Raw genomic sequence first — 14,711 nt, 5'->3', positions numbered from 1 at the left:
ACCGAAAGTGCAAGATCGCGGGGCGGGGCGGGGCGGGGCGGGGCGGGGCTGGGCGGGGCTGGGCGGGGCAGGGCTGGGCGGGGCGGGGCGGGGCGGGGTGAGGGCGGGGTGGGGAGGGGGACTGGGTTAGGGGAGGGGGCAGGGTTCGCGGGAGGCGTCCAGGGTGCGGTCCTTGCGGATCGACGCGAAGCCGTAGCCGACGGTGGTGACGCAGAAGTCGTCGGTCGAGCCGGTGTACTCGACGTGGAAGACCGGCTTGCCGGCGTCGCTGAACGGCAGCAGTTTGGCGCACTGGGCCAGCCGGACACACTCCTCGTTGACCGCGAAGTCGAAGTCCGGGGCCAGTGCGGCGAGCTGTGGCACGTCGTTGACCAGCCCCGGGGAGAGACTCAGCGAGCGGGCCAGCTCGGCCAGCCGGCGGTTGAACAGCAGTTGGTCGTCGAAGTCGAGCGCAAAGCCGCTGCGCGCCGCGTACCCGTCGGCGTCGAAGAGCGCGACCGCGCCGAAGCCCTTGCCCCGGCAGAGCCGGAACCGGTCGGCCAGAACCGGCCGGAGCGCGTCCCAACTCCGGACGTCCAGCCACCGGCTGTCGGGTCGACGCCCGGCCGCACCCCGGACGACCTCCGGAAACCGGCTGGCGTCCGGGTCGTCGGAGCGGACCGATCCCACGTTCACCTGGCAGATCAACCGGCGGTCCCGGGAGCGCAGTTCGGCGGTCTGCGCGGCGGTGGTGGCCACCGGGTCGAGGAGGAAGACGTGGGCGTCCACCGCCGGGTCGAGCGGGCCGCTGAGCTGCCACTGCCACTGCCAGTGCCGGGCCTGCGTCGCCGGCCACGCGGTGGGCGCGCCGGGCGGGGTCAGCACTGGCCGGCAACCGTACGCCGGCACCACGAGCACGAGTGCGACGCTGACGGACAGGACGCGGCGCAGTGGGCGTACGGCGACGCGTCGCCGCGGCCGGATCCGCATCGGCAGCTCCCGGGTCCCGGACGGCCGGTCGCCGCCCGCACCGGTACGCGGCCCCCACGCTGCGGCCCGACGTACCTCATCGGGTCAACGAGCGCGGGGGCGGGAACGACGCGCGGTCAGCGCGGCGCCGCGAAGACCTGCGTCCAGTACGGTCCGTTGCTGTTGGCGATGCCGACGCCGATCTCGGTGAACGCGCAGTTCAGGATGTTGGCCCGGTGGCCGGAGCTGTTCATCCAGGCGTCCATCACCGCAGCCGGGGTCTTCTGGTTCCAGGCCACGTTCTCGCCGTACGTGCGCCAGGTGTAGCCGACCCGGTCCAGTCGGGTGCCGGCGTTGCTGCCGTCGCTGCCGGTGTGCGACATGTTCTGGTGGTCGGCCTGGTCCTGGCTGTGCCGCTGGGCGGCCGTCATCAGCTTGTCGTCGATGCTCAGCGCCTTGCAGCCGGCCTTGGCCCGCTCGGCGTTGACCAGGTCCACCACCTCGCGGGCCTGAGCGCTGACGGAGCCGCTGGAGCCGCTGGAAGCGGTGGAGTTGCCGGTGTTGCTCGGCGCGGTGCTGCGCTCGACGCTGCGGCGCGACGCGGCGGTGGTCCGCGACGTCGCCGGCGTGGGCTTGACGACCTTGGTCGGCGTTGGGCTGGGGGACGCCGGGCTCGGGATGGTCGACGGGGAGGGTGCGGCGAGGGTGTCCAGCGCCGGTTCTGCGGTCGGCGCGGCCGACGTGGCGTAGGTGTCGTCGACGGCCGTCGGCTGGGCGGCCCCGTCGTCACCGCCGGGCAGGGTGAGTGCGCCGACGCCGAAGCTCACCACGAGGGTGGCGGCCGCGGCGGCGCCCCCGATCATCAGCGGCCGGCGCCAGCGGCGTGGTGAGCGGTGTCGTCCCTCGCCGGGCCGGCCGGTCTCGGCGGCGCCGCGCCAGCCGTCGGTGGTCTCCGGGTCGGTGTCGGTGTGCCAACCGCCGGGCGCCTCGGCGCGCCGGCCACTGTCCTGGGCCGGGTAGCTGTCGTCCCAGCCGTCGGTCTCGCCCTCCGGCTGGTAGGCCGCCCAGGCGGCGGTGCGGGCGTCGGCCGCCTCGGCGGGGATCGCCGGGTCCGGTTGCCGGCCGTCGGTGGGCTGCTCCCGGTGCCACTCGTCGCCCGGCTGACCGGGCTCGTCGCCGAAGAGGTAGGCCGAGCGGGGCTCCGGGCGGTCGTGCAGCCAGGCCGGCTCGTCGGTCGGCCCTCCGGCGCGCCGGGGGGCGCCGTTGGGGTCCATCGGATCGGTCCAGCCGTACACGCCTATGCCTCCAGGGGTCGGTTGCGGGCCGGGGTGACGCTACGGCGCGCCTACGACCTGCGGCAACGTGGCTAAGAAAGAGTTAAGGGGAAGTCGGGCACCAGGGTGCGGACTTCCGCAGATCCGGGCGTACAGTAAAGGCGTCCGGACAGAGAGTGTCCGTGCCTTGCGGCAGCCCCCCCGACAAGTGGACAGGTCGACGTGGAGATGATCTACGGCCTGCGAGAACTTGACGAAGGAGGGGTTTGCGGCTCAATATATAGGTGTCGCCAGTCGCGCCCGGTCATGCCCAGATACAGCCTGGAATGACAGCCGCGTACAAATGGGCGCGCGTTGGCCGGCCTTTCCGGCAGCGCATATCAAGGAGTCAGCATGGCGAAGGCCCTCTACGGCCACGTAGGTGCAGCGCCCGACCGGCGTCTGCTCGACGAGGTCACCCGACTGCGTGCCAGGGTTCAGGCACTGGAGTTCGAGATCACGCGTCTGCGTGCCGACAATGATCGGCTCGCGGCGGCTGCGGCGGAGGCGGACGATCTGCTCCGTCTGGCCGAGCCGGCGCTGACCTGATCTTCAGGTCGTAAAAACTGAATCGCACCATCGCAAAAATGCGCGCCGACACCTCTGTGCCGGCGCGCAACACTGTCCGGGACCTTTTCGACGCCGACCATTCATGATCTTGTTGCTGATCGTGCGGGAAGCGCGCTGCACAGTTACCGGAAAGCGCGTCGGCGGATAAGCCGATCATGAAAGGCGCTTGCCTTTCTCGCGGTCTCCCGAACAACAGCGCGCCCACTGTCGACGTGACGCGGGGCGGGTCGCGTGCCGGGCCACTCCCACCGCCGGGTTAGTCTGCGAGTTCACCCAGGTCCCCGCAGCCGGCGACGGTACGGCGGCCACCGGACGAGGATCGAGTAGGTGTATCTCAAGAGCCTGACGGTGAAGGGGTTCAAGTCCTTCGCCTCCGCGACGACGTTGAAGCTGGAGCCCGGGATCACCTGTGTGGTGGGCCCGAACGGCTCGGGCAAGTCCAACGTCGTCGACGCCATCGCCTGGGTCCTCGGCGAGCAGGGCGCCAAGGCGCTGCGTGGCGGCAAGATGGAGGACGTCATCTTCGCCGGCACCGCCGGCCGGGCGCCACTGGGTCGCGCCGAGGTCACCCTCACCATCGACAACACCGACGGCGCGCTGCCGATCGAGTACACCGAGGTCTCCATCACGCGCCGGATGTTCCGCTCCGGCGAGAGCGAGTACGAGATCAACGGCAACTCGTGCCGGCTGCTCGACATCCAGGAGCTGCTGTCGGACTCCGGCATCGGCCGGGAGATGCACATCATCGTCGGCCAGGGCCGCCTCGACGGCATGCTGCACGCCAAGCCGGAGGACCGCCGCTCGTTCATCGAGGAGGCTGCCGGCGTCCTCAAGCACCGCAAGCGCAAGGAAAAGGCGCTGCGCAAGCTCGACGCGATGCAGGTGAATCTCAATCGCTTGACCGACCTCACGGCCGAGCTGCGTCGTCAGCTCAAGCCGTTGGGCCGGCAGGCCGAGGTGGCCCGGCGCGCCGCCGCCATCCAGGCCAACCTGCGCGACGCCCGGTTGCGGCTGCTCGCCGACGACCTGGCCACCCTGCGGACCACCCTCGACCGGGAGATCGCCGACGAGACCGCGCTGCGCGAACGACGCGAGCAGATCGAGGGTGAGCACACCGAGGTGCAGGGCCGGCTCGGCGAGTTGGAGGCCGCCCTCGCGGAGGACGCTCCGCTGCTCGCCGCCGCCCAGGACACCTGGTACAAGCTCTCCGCCCTCCAGGAACGCTTCCGCTCGATCGAGCAGTTGGCCCGGGAGCGGCTGCGGCACCTCAGCGCCACCGGCGACGATGAGCGGCCCGGCCGCGACCCGGAGCAGCTGGAGGCCGAGGCGGAACGCGTCCGCGAGCAGGAGGAGGAGCTGCGCGGCGCGCTCACCGACGACCAGATCCGACTGGCCGAGGCTGTTGAGCACCGCCAGGAGTTGGAGCGGCAGTTGGCCGCCGCTGAGCGCGAGCTCGTCGCCGCGGCCAAGGCCATCGCCGACCGGCGCGAGGGAATGGCCCGGCTCACCGGCCAGGTCAACTCCGCCCGGGCCCGGACCACCAGCGCCGGCGAGGAGATCGAACGCCTCGCGACAGCGCACGCCGACGCGCTGGGCCGCGCCGAGCAGGCGCAGGCCGACCTGGACGCGGTCGCCGCCCAGTCCACCGAGGCCGACCGGGACAACGCGGACCTGGACGCCCGGCACGCCGAGGCGGTCGCCGTGCAGGAACGGGCCCAGGCCACCGTCCGATCGCTGTCCGACGCCGAGCGGGCAGCGGAGAAGGACGCCGCCACCTGGAAGGCCCGCGAGGAGGCGCTCGCCCTGGGGCTGCGGCGCAAGGACGGCGCCGGGGCGCTGCTCTCCCGCGCCGGAGACGTGCCTGGCCTGCTCGGCAGCCTCGCCGGGCTGCTCACCGTCGCGCCCGGTCACGAGGCCGCGCTGGCCGCTGCGCTCGGCGGCCTCGCCGACGCCGTCGCCGTCAGCGGGGTGGACGAGGCCGTCGAGGCGATGCGGATGTTGAAGATCTCCGACGCCGGCCGGGCCGGCCTGCTGGTCGGCAGTCCGGCGGGGCCCGGCATGACCGGCTCCGCCGACGCGCTGCGCCCGAAGCTGCCGGACGACGCCCGGTGGGCGCCCGACCTCGTGGAGTGCAGCGCCGAGCTGCGTCCAGCGGTGCACCGGGCCCTGCGGGACGTGGCACTCGTCGACGATCTCGCCGCCGCCGCCGAGCTGGTCGCCAGCAACCCCGAGCTGCGGGCGGTCACCCCGGACGGTGACGTGGTCGGGGCGTACGCGGCGGCGGGCGGGTCGGCCAAGGCCCCCAGCTACATCGAGGTGCAGGCCGCCGTCGAGGAGGCCCGCGCCAACCGGGTCACCGCCGAACGCGCTGGCCTGGAGCTGCGTGATCAGTTGGTGGAGGCGCGCGCCGAGGTGGCGGCCGCCAAGGAGGCCGTGCAGCACGCCGCCGCCGAGAAGCGCGAGGCGGAGAGCCACCGCAACGCCGCGGCTCGCCGGCTGGCCGAGCTGGGCGCGGCGGCCCGCTCCGCGAAGGCCGAGACCGACCGGCTCGGCGACTCCCGCTCCCGCGCCGAGGCCGCCCGGCAACGGGACCTCGCCGCGCTCGCCGAGCTGGAGGAGCGGCTCCGGCTGGCCGAGGAGACCCCTGTCGACGCCGAGCCCTCCAGCGACGAACGGGATCAACTGGCGGCCATGGTGCCGCAGGCCCGGCAGAACGAGATGGAGGTCCGGCTCGCAGTGCGTACCGCCGAGGAGCGGGTCTCCTCGATCGCCGGCCGGGCCGACTCGCTCGCGCGGCAGGCCACCGCGGAGCGGGCCGCCCGGGAACGCGCGGCGGCCCGGCGGGCCGCCCGCGCCCGAGGCGCGGGCATCGCCCGGTCCGTCGCCGGTGGCGCCCGGGAGGCGCTGACCCGGCTGACCACCTCGATCGCAACGGCCGAGGAGCACCGTGACGCGGTCGCCCTGGAGCGCGCCGCGCGGGAGGCAGAGCTTCAGGAGGTACGCGGTGCCGCCAAGCGGCTCGGCGCGGAGTTGGAGCGGCTGACCAGCCAGGTGCACCGCGACGAGGTGGCCCGGGCGGAGCAGCGACTGCGCATCGAGCAATTGGAGGCGAAGGCCGCCGAGGACTTCGGGCTGGACGTGGAGACGCTGGTCGCCGAGTACGGCCCGACTCAGCCCGTTCCGCCGACCCAGGTGGACGTCGCGGCGGCCGAACGTGACGGTCTGCCGGTGCCCGAGCCGGTGCGCTACGAGCGGCCGGTGCAGGAGAAGCGGGCCGCGAAGGCGGAACGCGAACTCGCCCTGCTCGGCAAGGTCAACCCACTCGCGCTGGAGGAGTTCGCCGCGCTGGAGGAGCGTTTCAAGTTCCTCTCCGAGCAGTTGGAGGACCTCAAGGCCACCCGTCGGGACCTGCTCACAGTGGTCAAGGACGTTGACGAGCGGATCCTGGAGGTCTTCGCCAGCGCCTTCGAGGACACCGCCCGGGAGTTCGAGCAGGTGTTCACAGTGCTCTTCCCCGGTGGCGAGGGACGGCTGATCCTCACCGAACCGGACGACCTGCTCACCACCGGCGTCGAGGTGGAGGCCCGCCCACCGGGCAAGAAGATCAAGCGGCTGTCGCTGCTCTCCGGTGGCGAGCGGTCGCTGACCGCGGTGGCCATGTTGGTGGCGATCTTCCGCGCCCGGCCCAGCCCGTTCTACATCATGGACGAGGTGGAGGCGGCCCTGGACGACGTCAACCTGGGCCGGCTGATCACGTTGCTGGCACAGTTGCGCGAGAAGAGTCAGCTGATCGTCATCACGCACCAGAAGCGGACGATGGAGATCGCCGACGCGCTCTACGGCGTGACAATGCGCAGCGGGGTCACCCAGGTGATCAGCCAACGGCTCAACCGGGCCGACGAGGACGACCAGCGGCACGGCCGCGGCGAGGAGAACGGGTAGTGGCTCGGGAACGCGCGACGGCGCTCCTGCTGGACTTCGACGGCGTACTGCGCCGGTGGGATCCGGCGGTGGCAGCCGTTGTCGAGCGGGAGTACGGCCTCTCCGAGGGTGTGCTCGGTGAGATCGCCATGCAGTGGGGGCGGCTCCAGCCGGTGCTCACCGGCCAGGTCAACCACGCCGAGTGGATGAACAGTGTGGCGGACGCCCTTACCGAATCGGTGGGCAGCCCGGAACGGGCCCGCGCCGCGGTGGAGCAGTGGCAGGGCTACCGGGGCGAGGTAGACCAGGAGGTGCTGGCGTTCGTCCGGGAGGTCCGTGCGGCGGGCGTCCGGGTCGGGCTGGGCACCAACGCCACCGACCTGCTCGACGCCGACCTGGCCGCGCTCGGCCTGGTCGGCGAGCTGGACGTGGTGGTCAACTCCTCGGTGATCGGCGTGCACAAGCCCGCCCCGGAATACTTCAAGGCCGCCTGCGTGGCCTTGGCCACCCCGCCGGCCCGGGTCCTCTGCGTCGACGACGAGGACTGGGCGGTGCGGGGTGCCAGGGCCGCAGGGTTGTCGGCGCACCGCTGGGGCGGCCACGCCGACCTGCGTTACCTGCGGGCGGCCCTGGACTACTGAGCGCTTGTCACTCGCCGGTGACGCCGTCGATGCGTTCCCGGATCAGGTCGGCGTGGCCGTTGTGGCGGGCGTACTCCTCGATCATGTGCACGTACACCCAGCGCAGGTTGAACGTGCGCTTCTTCGCGCCGACCTCGGTGAACGTCTCGTCGAGCGAGTGACCGGCGGCGGCCTCTCGGGCCAGCGCCACCTCGCGGTGGAAGATGGCGAAGTCGGTCTCGGCGTCGGCGGCGCTGACGTCGTGGTCGGCGTCCGGGTTCTCCGGGGTGAAGTACGGGTAGTCGACAGGCGCGCCGGCGAAGTTCTCCCGGAACCACCAGGCCTCCACCTCGGCCAGGTGCCGGACCAGGCCGAGCAGGGTCAGCCCGGACGGTTCCACGCTCGGCGTCCGCAACTGCTCCCCGGTCAGGCCGGCGCACTTGAGCAGGAGTGTCTGTCGGTGGTAGTCGAGCCAGCCGTCGAGCATGGTGCGCTCGTCGCCGACGTACGGTTCGGGGGTCCGGGTTATCTCCGGCGCGATCCAGGTCATGCCGCGCATCCTGCCCGGCGCCTCGGACATGGCGCGACGGGTTATCAGGGCACCACGACGACGGGCCAGCGGCCGGCGCGGACCAGCCGGGTGGCGACCGAGCCGACCAGCCGGTGTCCGGCCTGCTCGGAGGCGCCGACGACCACCATGTCGGCCCGGAACTCGTCGGCCGCCGCGCACAGCTCGCCGTACGCGTCGCCGCGCCGCACCAGCAGGGTCACCGGAATGCCCCACTGCTCGGCCCCACGCCGGCACTCGCGGCGCAGTTCGTCGGCCAACTCGTCGTGGGTGCGCTGGACCGCCCCGGCGTCCATGCCGGGCACCAGGGCGGTCAGCCCGCTCGGTGAGCTGACGAAGACCACCACCAGCGCGGCGCTCTGCCGACGGGCCAGGCCCGCGGCGTAGGAGCCGGCCCGCTCGGAGGTGCGGGTGCCGTCGACACCCGCCATGATCACCCGAGGGCCGTCCGTGCCGCGCTCGAAGGGCAGCGGTCGGGTCCGGGGACCGTACTCCTCGCGGTCCGGTGCTCCCACGCCCATGGTTCTACCTCACCTCTGCTCGCCGGTACGGATCACGGGTGCGCCAGCGCCGGCAGCGAGAGTCGATTCCCGCTCGACCTGGTCGGAAACCGGGTTGCCGTTGTGCTGGCGCAGCGGCACCTCCTTGATGAAGGCCACCGCGATCAGCGCGATCAGCGCGAACGGGGCGGCGGCCAGGAAGATGTCACCGGCGCCGTGGCCGTACGCGCTCTCCACCACCGCCCGCAGCGGGCCGGGCAGGGTGTGCACGTCGGGCAGGGCGCCGCCGCTGCCGGAGCTGGAAGCGGGGATACCGAGTTGGGCCAGCCCGTCGGCGGTGTAGTCCTTGACCTTGTGGGCGAGCACCGCTCCGAGGGCGGAGACGCCGATCGCGCCACCCAGGCTGCGGAAGAACGCCACCACCGAGCTGGCCGCGCCGAGTTCGTGCGGGCCGACGGTGTTCTGCACGGCGAGGACCAGGTTCTGCATGGTCATGCCCAGGCCGACGCCGATCAGCAGCATGTAGACGCTGAGCAGTGTGAAGCTGGTGTCGGCGCGGAGGGTGCCCATCAGCGCGAAGCCGATGGTGAGCAGCGCCGAGCCGATGACCAGGTACCGCTTCCAACGGCCGGTCTTGCTGATGACCCGCCCGATGACAGTGGACGCGACCAGAAGGCCGAGGATCATCGGCAGGGTCATCAGGCCGGACATGGTCGGGCTCTGACCGCGGCTGATCTGGAAGTACTGGCCCAGGAAGATCGACGCGCCGAACATGCCCACGCCGACGGCGATGCTCGCGACGACGGCGAGGGTGATGGTGCGGTTGCGGAACAGCCGCGGCGGGATCATCGGCTCGGCGGCCCGGGTCTCGACCCGGATCGCCAGCGCGCCGAGGACCAACGCGCCGACGACCATGGCGGCGGTCTGCCAGGAGGCCCAGGCGAACTGGTCGCCGGCGAGCGAGACCCAGATCAGCAGCACCGAGACGGCCGCGGTGATCAGGGTGGCTCCCCACCAGTCGATCTCGGCCTTCCGCTTGACCACCGGTAGGTGCAGGGTCTTCTGGAGCACGATCAGCGCGAGGATGGCGAACGGCACGCCGACGTAGAAGCACCAGCGCCAGCCGAGCCAGGAGGTGTCCACGATCACGCCGCCGATCAGCGGACCGCCGATGGTGCCGACGGCCATCACGGCGCCGAGGTAGCCGCTGTAGCGGCCTCGTTCGCGGGGCGCGATCATCGTGGCCATGATCACCTGGGCCAGCGCGGTGAGACCGCCGGCGCCGATGCCCTGGAGCACCCGGCAGGCGATCAGCTCACCGGTGCCCTGGGCGAGGCCGGCCAGCACCGAGCCCAGCACGTAGATCCCCAGGGCGAGCTGGACCAGGGTCTTCTTGCTGGTCAGGTCGGCCATCTTGCCCCAGATGGGGGTGGTCGCTGTGGTCGCGAGCAGGGCCGAGGTCACCACCCAGGTGTACGCGGACTGGCCGCCGTGCAGTTCGGTGATGATCCGCGGCAGCGCGTTCGAGATGACCGTGGAGGAGAGGATCGCGACGAACAGACCCAGCAGCAGGCCGGAGAGTGCTTCCAGGATCTGCCGGTGGGTCATGGTCACGGCGGTCGCCTGGGGAGGCGCTGTCGCCTGGCTCATCGTTTGTTGCCTCCGAGCGGAGTCGAGGTGGAACGGCGGGGCTGGTACGCACGGGCCGCCTGGGAGTTGCCTGAGGCAACCGTATGTCTTGGTTGCCTGAAGCAACAACTTGATCGAACGGCGCCCTATTCCCCGGCGCTGTGCGGCTACTGCCAGGGGCCGCCCGGAGTGGGCGGCTACTGCCAGGAGTCGTTGAACCGGCCGAGCAGCCGGGCGAACTCCTCGACGTCCCGCTCCGGCCAGCCGTCCAGAGCGCGCAGGAACTCGCCCAGCCGGGCCGCGCGGGCCACGTCGAACCGGCGCTGCCCCTCGTCGGTGAGGCCTATCTGCGCGGCCCGCCGGTCACTCGGATCAGGGTCGCGGTGCACCAGACCGAGGACCTCCAGCGCGTTGATCTGACGGCTCAGCGTCCCCTTGCCCACGCCCAGCCGCGCCGCCAGCTCGGTCAACCGGATCGACCCGCTACGCCGCAACCAGAGCAGCAACCCGTAGGTGTTCGGCTCCAGGTTCGGGTGCACCTCCCGGGCGATCTCCCAGGAGACCGCCCGGCCACGACGCAGCAGAGCGGTCAACTCGTGCTCAACCGCCCGGATCGGCTCCGGCAGGTGCTCGTCCACGGCGTAGAGACTACGGCGCGGCCGGCTCGCCGTCGCCGGAGAGCCGACGCCGCATCACCGGGCGTAGGTGCCCATCCTTGGTGGTGCCCTCGATGACCACGTCGGCCCCGCGTCCGTGATGGGTCAGTGTGGCGACGGCGTTGCCGAAGTACGGGCCGGCCAGCTTGCGCCAGCGCACCCCCGGTCGAGGTACGCCCGCCGAACGGGCCAGCGCCCGGGTGGCCCCAGCCGGACCGGGCGACCAACCCAGCCGCATCAGCGGACGGATGCCCGCCGGCACCTGGTTGTGGATCGGCGAACAGGTGAGCTGGTGCACCGGAGTGACAACCGCCGGGTCCGGGAACCGGGCCTGCGCGACGTACGAGTGGTGCACGTCACCGGAGAGCACGCTGATCGACGCCGGTGGGGCGTACGCCGGGCCGGCCCCGATCCGCGCGCCGGACTGCCGCGGCGTGCCGGTGCCGATGCGGGCGAACGTCTCGGCGAGCCCCTCGAAGGACCGGCGGAACGCCGCCCAGTGCTCCAGGTCCAGGGCGCGACGCAGCTTCTCCGCCCCGCGCGCCACCCACGGCCGGCGTGAGTCCGCCAGTTTCTCGTTCCATGCCTCGATGTGGTGGATGCCCTGCGGCAGCAGCCAGGGCAGCGAGGCGCCCACCACCAGGTGGTCGTAGACCCCGTGCGCCTGGTCGAGGAACCAGGCCCACTCGCCGGGCGGCAGCATCGCCCGGCTGTTGGACTCGAGCACCCGGCTGCACCGGTTGTCCAGCATGACCAGCCGGGTCCGGCCCAGGTCCAGTGCGTAGCTCCACTGGTACTGCACCGCGCGCCAACGCTCGGTGTCGTGCGCCAGGTCGGACTCCTGGTCGACCCGGTGGCCGAACTCGCGCAGCACGCTGGTGGCGTCCTCGGCGGCGGCGACCTTCGCGAAGACCGGATCGGCGACGATCTCGTCGGGGGAGAGATTGCCCAGGTGCTGGTAGACCCAGTAGGAGGCGAGCCCACTGCCGATCCGCTCCTGCCACCACGGCTGCTCGCGCACCTCGGCTCGCCACGCCGCCGAGGTGTTCCAGTCGTCGATGATCTCGTGGTCGTCGAAGATCATCACGCTGGGGACTGTGGAGAGCAGCCAGCGGATCTCCGGATCGCGCCAGGACTCCAGGTAGAGCTTGGTGTACTCGTCGAAGCTCACCACCTGGTCGGCCGGAGCGCCCTTCGGCCGCCGCCGCCGTCGACGCAGCAGCCGGCGCACTGTCGGCGAGGTGACGTCGGCGTAGACCTGGTCTCCGAGCAGCACCAGCAGGTCCGGCAGCGGGTTCGACTCCGGGTCGGCCATCAACCTCCGGGCGTACGCGTCCAACGCGTCCGGTGGCAGCTTGCGGGTGGTGGCGTGCTGGGTGGTCTCGCGACACGAGCCGAAGATCAGATTTACCGGCTGGTCCCGATCGTCGGCGGCCCGCGTGCGGATCACGCTCGGCGGGAACCCGCTGCTCGGCACCGGCCAGACGATCTCGTCGTCGACCAGCACCTCGTAGGTGGTCTCGCTGTCCGGGGCAAGGCCCTCCACCACCACGAGGGCGTAGTGGTGGTCGTACGCCGAGAAGGTGGGCGCGGTGCCGGTGGCGCCGCTGGCGGTGCGGACGGTGACCACGGCGGGCGCCGCCGTCTCCACCCAGATCGTCGCCCGGGTGTCCACCACTCGCCGCAGAAGTGGGCCGATGAGGAGGTGTGCGGCGGGCATGCGGCCGAGCCTACCGCCGGTCCCCGGCACCGGCCGGGGTGCGGTGGCTGAGACTCCGGGCACGGCTCGGGGTGCGGTGGCTGGGACGCCGCCGCCGGCATCTGACAGGATTCCGGCATGGCCGAATATCTCGTCCTCGCTCTGGTCCTGCTCGGTGTGCTGATCGCCGGCACGGTCGGGCTGGTCGTGCCGCGATTGCGGCGGCGGCCTGAGCCCCCGCTGCCACGCACCGAGGTCGACACCAGGGCTGAGGAGGATCTCGCCGGCCCGCCGGTCGAGGCACCGGAGTCCGATCTGTCCACCGGTGTCCTGGTCGAGCCGCCGCCGGTGCTCGAACCGCAGGTCGAGGTTCCCGAGCCGACCGCCGGGCGGCTGGTCCGGCTCCGCTCCCGGCTGTCCCGCTCACAGAACGTGTTCGGCAAGAGCCTGCTCGGCCTGCTCGCCCGTGATCACCTCGACGAGGACGTCTGGGAGGAGATCGAGGACAGCCTGATCACCGCCGACGTCGGCGTCGACGCCACCCGCGACATCGTCGACCGGCTCCGCGAGCGCACCCGGGTGCTCGGCACCCGCTCGGCCTCCGAGCTGCGGGCGCTGCTCGCCGCCGAGCTCGTCAACGCGCTCGACCCGAGCCTGGACCGCTCGTTGCGGACCGCACCCAAGGACGGCGTGCCGGCGGTGGTCCTGGTCGTCGGCGTCAACGGCGCCGGCAAGACCACCACCTGCGGCAAGATCGCCCGGGTGCTGGTGGCCGACGGTCGCAGCGTGCTGCTCGGCGCGGCGGACACCTTCCGGGCCGCCGCGGCCGACCAACTGGAGACCTGGGGCTCGCGCGTCGGAGCGGAGACCGTGCGGGGGCCCGAGGCCGCCGACCCGGCCAGCGTCGCGTTCGACGCCGTCAAGCGCGGCATCGACACCGGCGTGGACACCGTGCTCATCGACACCGCCGGCCGCCTGCAGAACAAGGTCGGCCTCATGGACGAGCTGGGCAAGGTCAAGCGCGTGGTGGAGAAGCAGGGCCCGATCGACGAGACACTGCTCATCCTGGACGCCACCACCGGGCAGAACGGCCTGGAGCAGGCCCGCGTCTTCACCGAGGTGGTGAACGTGACAGGGGTGGTGCTGACCAAGCTCGACGGCACCGCCAAGGGCGGCATCGTGATCGCCGTGCAGCGCAAGCTCGGCATCCCCGTGAAGCTGGTCGGCCTCGGCGAAGGCAAGGACGACCTGGCCCCGTTCGACCCGGCGCAGTTCGTCGACGCGTTGCTGGGGACCGAGGCCACCGGCCGGGACGCGTAGTCTCGGGTGACCACTGACGATCGCGCGTACGCGGGCTGGCGTGACCCTGGCCATCCTTCGCAGCGCCTCGGGAGACCGTACGTGACTTCGCAGGAGATCCCGCTGCACGGCGGCAACGTGAGCACCGTTGTCCGCGTGGGTGACACGGTCCGGCGCAACGCCGGACCGTGGACCCCGTCCGTGCACGCGCTGCTGCGCCACCTTGAGTACGTGGGGTTCACCGGAGCCCCCCGGGCGCTCGGGATGGACGAGCGCAACCGTGAGGTGCTGTCGTACCTGGAGGGGGAGTGCGGAGAATATCCGCTCGCCCCGCACTGGGTGACCGACGAGGCCCTGGTCACCGTCGCCACCATGCTGCGGATGTTCCACGACGCGCAGTACGGCTTCACTCCTCCGCAGGCGGCGGTCTGGCGCTCGTTCGGGCCCCCACCACCGGACACCGAGGTGATCTGCCACCACGACGCCGCGCCGCACAACGTGATCTGGCGTCCGGACGGCACTCTCGGGCTGATCGACTTCGACCTCGCCTCGCCCGGAGCGCGGATCTACGACGTGGCGTACGCGGCCTGGACCTGGGTGCCGATCTTCGCGGACCGCGACTCGATCACGCTGGGCTGGAAGCACCCGGACCGGCCGCGCCGCCTCCGGCTCTTCGCCGACGCGTACGGGCTGATCCCCCGGGACCGGCACCGGCTGATCCGGACCATCCGTAAACGGATCGTGGACCACGTCGAGGGGATCCGGCGGATGGCCGCCGCCGGCGAGCCGGCGTTCGTCCGGATCGTGCACAAGGGCCACCTGCGTCGGCCGATGCGCGATCTGCGACTGCTCGACTACGAGCGGCACACCCTGGAGAACGCCCTCCGCTGAGCGCCGACCGGTCGATGCTCGGCCGGGCCGGTCGAGCGCACCGGTCGATGCCGTTGACCGGTCAGCCATCGACGATCGCCGTCCGGTCGATCCACAA

12 protein-coding genes are annotated in these 14,711 nt (G+C 72.0%); 5 read left to right on the top strand and 7 right to left on the bottom strand.

From position 1 onward, the window contains the following. Positions 1 to 126: 126 nt before the first annotated feature. Complete coding sequence (locus AB0B98_RS13360; RefSeq protein WP_357362718.1) at positions 127 to 969, bottom strand: endo alpha-1,4 polygalactosaminidase; 843 nt, start codon at positions 967 to 969, stop codon at positions 127 to 129. A gap of 116 nt (positions 970 to 1,085) precedes the next feature. Next, positions 1,086 to 2,243, bottom strand: coding sequence for a CAP domain-containing protein (locus AB0B98_RS13355; protein WP_357362716.1), 1,158 nt, complete (start codon positions 2,241 to 2,243; stop codon positions 1,086 to 1,088). 372 nt (positions 2,244 to 2,615) lie between these two features. On the opposite strand from AB0B98_RS13355, the gene AB0B98_RS13350 reads away from it, so the two are divergent. The 3 genes from AB0B98_RS13350 to AB0B98_RS13340 all read left to right on the top strand — a co-directional run bounded on the left by AB0B98_RS13350 (position 2,616) and on the right by AB0B98_RS13340 (position 7,393). Continuing rightward, complete coding sequence (locus tag AB0B98_RS13350; RefSeq protein WP_007456482.1) at positions 2,616 to 2,810, top strand: hypothetical protein; 195 nt, start codon at positions 2,616 to 2,618, stop codon at positions 2,808 to 2,810. A gap of 348 nt (positions 2,811 to 3,158) precedes the next feature. Next, positions 3,159 to 6,773, top strand: a complete 3,615-nt coding sequence (smc, locus tag AB0B98_RS13345) for a chromosome segregation protein SMC (protein WP_357362714.1) — start codon at positions 3,159 to 3,161, stop codon at positions 6,771 to 6,773. Then, the gene (locus tag AB0B98_RS13340) at positions 6,773 to 7,393 is read left to right on the top strand and encodes an HAD-IA family hydrolase (RefSeq protein ID WP_238671575.1); all 621 of its coding nucleotides are present in this window, start codon (positions 6,773 to 6,775) and stop codon (positions 7,391 to 7,393) included. The genes smc and AB0B98_RS13340 overlap by 1 nt, the downstream gene beginning before the upstream one ends. Positions 7,394 to 7,400: 7 nt before the next feature. On the opposite strand, the gene AB0B98_RS13335 is transcribed toward AB0B98_RS13340, so the two are convergent. The 5 genes from AB0B98_RS13335 to AB0B98_RS13315 form a co-directional block, all read right to left on the bottom strand. Then, complete coding sequence (locus AB0B98_RS13335; protein WP_357362713.1) at positions 7,401 to 7,922, bottom strand: DinB family protein; 522 nt, start codon at positions 7,920 to 7,922, stop codon at positions 7,401 to 7,403. A gap of 44 nt (positions 7,923 to 7,966) precedes the next feature. Continuing rightward, a complete protein-coding gene (locus AB0B98_RS13330; RefSeq protein ID WP_238671573.1) occupies positions 7,967 to 8,461 on the bottom strand; it encodes a universal stress protein in 495 nt (164 codons plus the stop codon). 9 nt (positions 8,462 to 8,470) lie between these two features. Then, positions 8,471 to 10,090, bottom strand: coding sequence for an MDR family MFS transporter (locus AB0B98_RS13325; protein WP_357362711.1), 1,620 nt, complete (start codon positions 10,088 to 10,090; stop codon positions 8,471 to 8,473). 176 nt (positions 10,091 to 10,266) lie between these two features. Then, positions 10,267 to 10,707 carry a MarR family transcriptional regulator gene (locus AB0B98_RS13320; RefSeq protein WP_238671571.1) on the bottom strand — a complete coding sequence of 147 codons (441 nt, stop codon included), beginning with the start codon at positions 10,705 to 10,707 and terminating at the stop codon, positions 10,267 to 10,269. Between the two features lie 10 nt (positions 10,708 to 10,717). Then, entirely contained in the window at positions 10,718 to 12,445 is a 1,728-nt protein-coding gene (locus tag AB0B98_RS13315) for an alkaline phosphatase D family protein (protein WP_357362709.1), read from the bottom strand. 117 nt (positions 12,446 to 12,562) lie between these two features. On the opposite strand from AB0B98_RS13315, the gene ftsY reads away from it, so the two are divergent. Both ftsY and AB0B98_RS13305 read left to right on the top strand, forming a co-directional pair. Further along, the gene (gene ftsY, locus AB0B98_RS13310) at positions 12,563 to 13,744 is read left to right on the top strand and encodes a signal recognition particle-docking protein FtsY (protein WP_112603473.1); all 1,182 of its coding nucleotides are present in this window, start codon (positions 12,563 to 12,565) and stop codon (positions 13,742 to 13,744) included. Positions 13,745 to 13,750: 6 nt separating this feature from the next. After that, positions 13,751 to 14,614: an aminoglycoside phosphotransferase family protein gene (locus AB0B98_RS13305; protein WP_181518597.1), complete on the top strand. Its 864-nt coding sequence runs from the start codon at positions 13,751 to 13,753 to the stop codon at positions 14,612 to 14,614. Positions 14,615 to 14,711: the final 97 nt, after the last annotated feature.

The sequence above is a fragment of the Micromonospora sp. NPDC048947 genome, assembly GCF_040649495.1.
GTDB lineage: Bacteria > Actinomycetota > Actinomycetes > Mycobacteriales > Micromonosporaceae > Micromonospora > Micromonospora alfalfae.
Note: the sequence above shows the minus strand (reverse complement) of the source record. Positions and strands in the feature narration are given on the sequence as shown.

What these genes read in the sequence shown, in the direction of transcription:
- AB0B98_RS13350 (WP_007456482.1), top strand. Translation starts at nt 2,616, where the DNA reads ATGGCGAAGGCCCTCTACGGCCACGTAGGTGCAGCGCCCGACCGGCGT.
- ftsY (WP_112603473.1), top strand. Translation starts at nt 12,563, where the DNA reads ATGGCCGAATATCTCGTCCTCGCTCTGGTCCTGCTCGGTGTGCTGATC.
- AB0B98_RS13325 (WP_357362711.1), bottom strand. Translation starts at nt 10,090, where the DNA reads ATGAGCCAGGCGACAGCGCCTCCCCAGGCGACCGCCGTGACCATGACC.
- AB0B98_RS13330 (WP_238671573.1), bottom strand. Translation starts at nt 8,461, where the DNA reads ATGGGCGTGGGAGCACCGGACCGCGAGGAGTACGGTCCCCGGACCCGA.
- AB0B98_RS13360 (WP_357362718.1), bottom strand. Translation starts at nt 969, where the DNA reads ATGCGGATCCGGCCGCGGCGACGCGTCGCCGTACGCCCACTGCGCCGC.
- AB0B98_RS13315 (WP_357362709.1), bottom strand. Translation starts at nt 12,445, where the DNA reads ATGCCCGCCGCACACCTCCTCATCGGCCCACTTCTGCGGCGAGTGGTG.
- AB0B98_RS13335 (WP_357362713.1), bottom strand. Translation starts at nt 7,922, where the DNA reads ATGACCTGGATCGCGCCGGAGATAACCCGGACCCCCGAACCGTACGTC.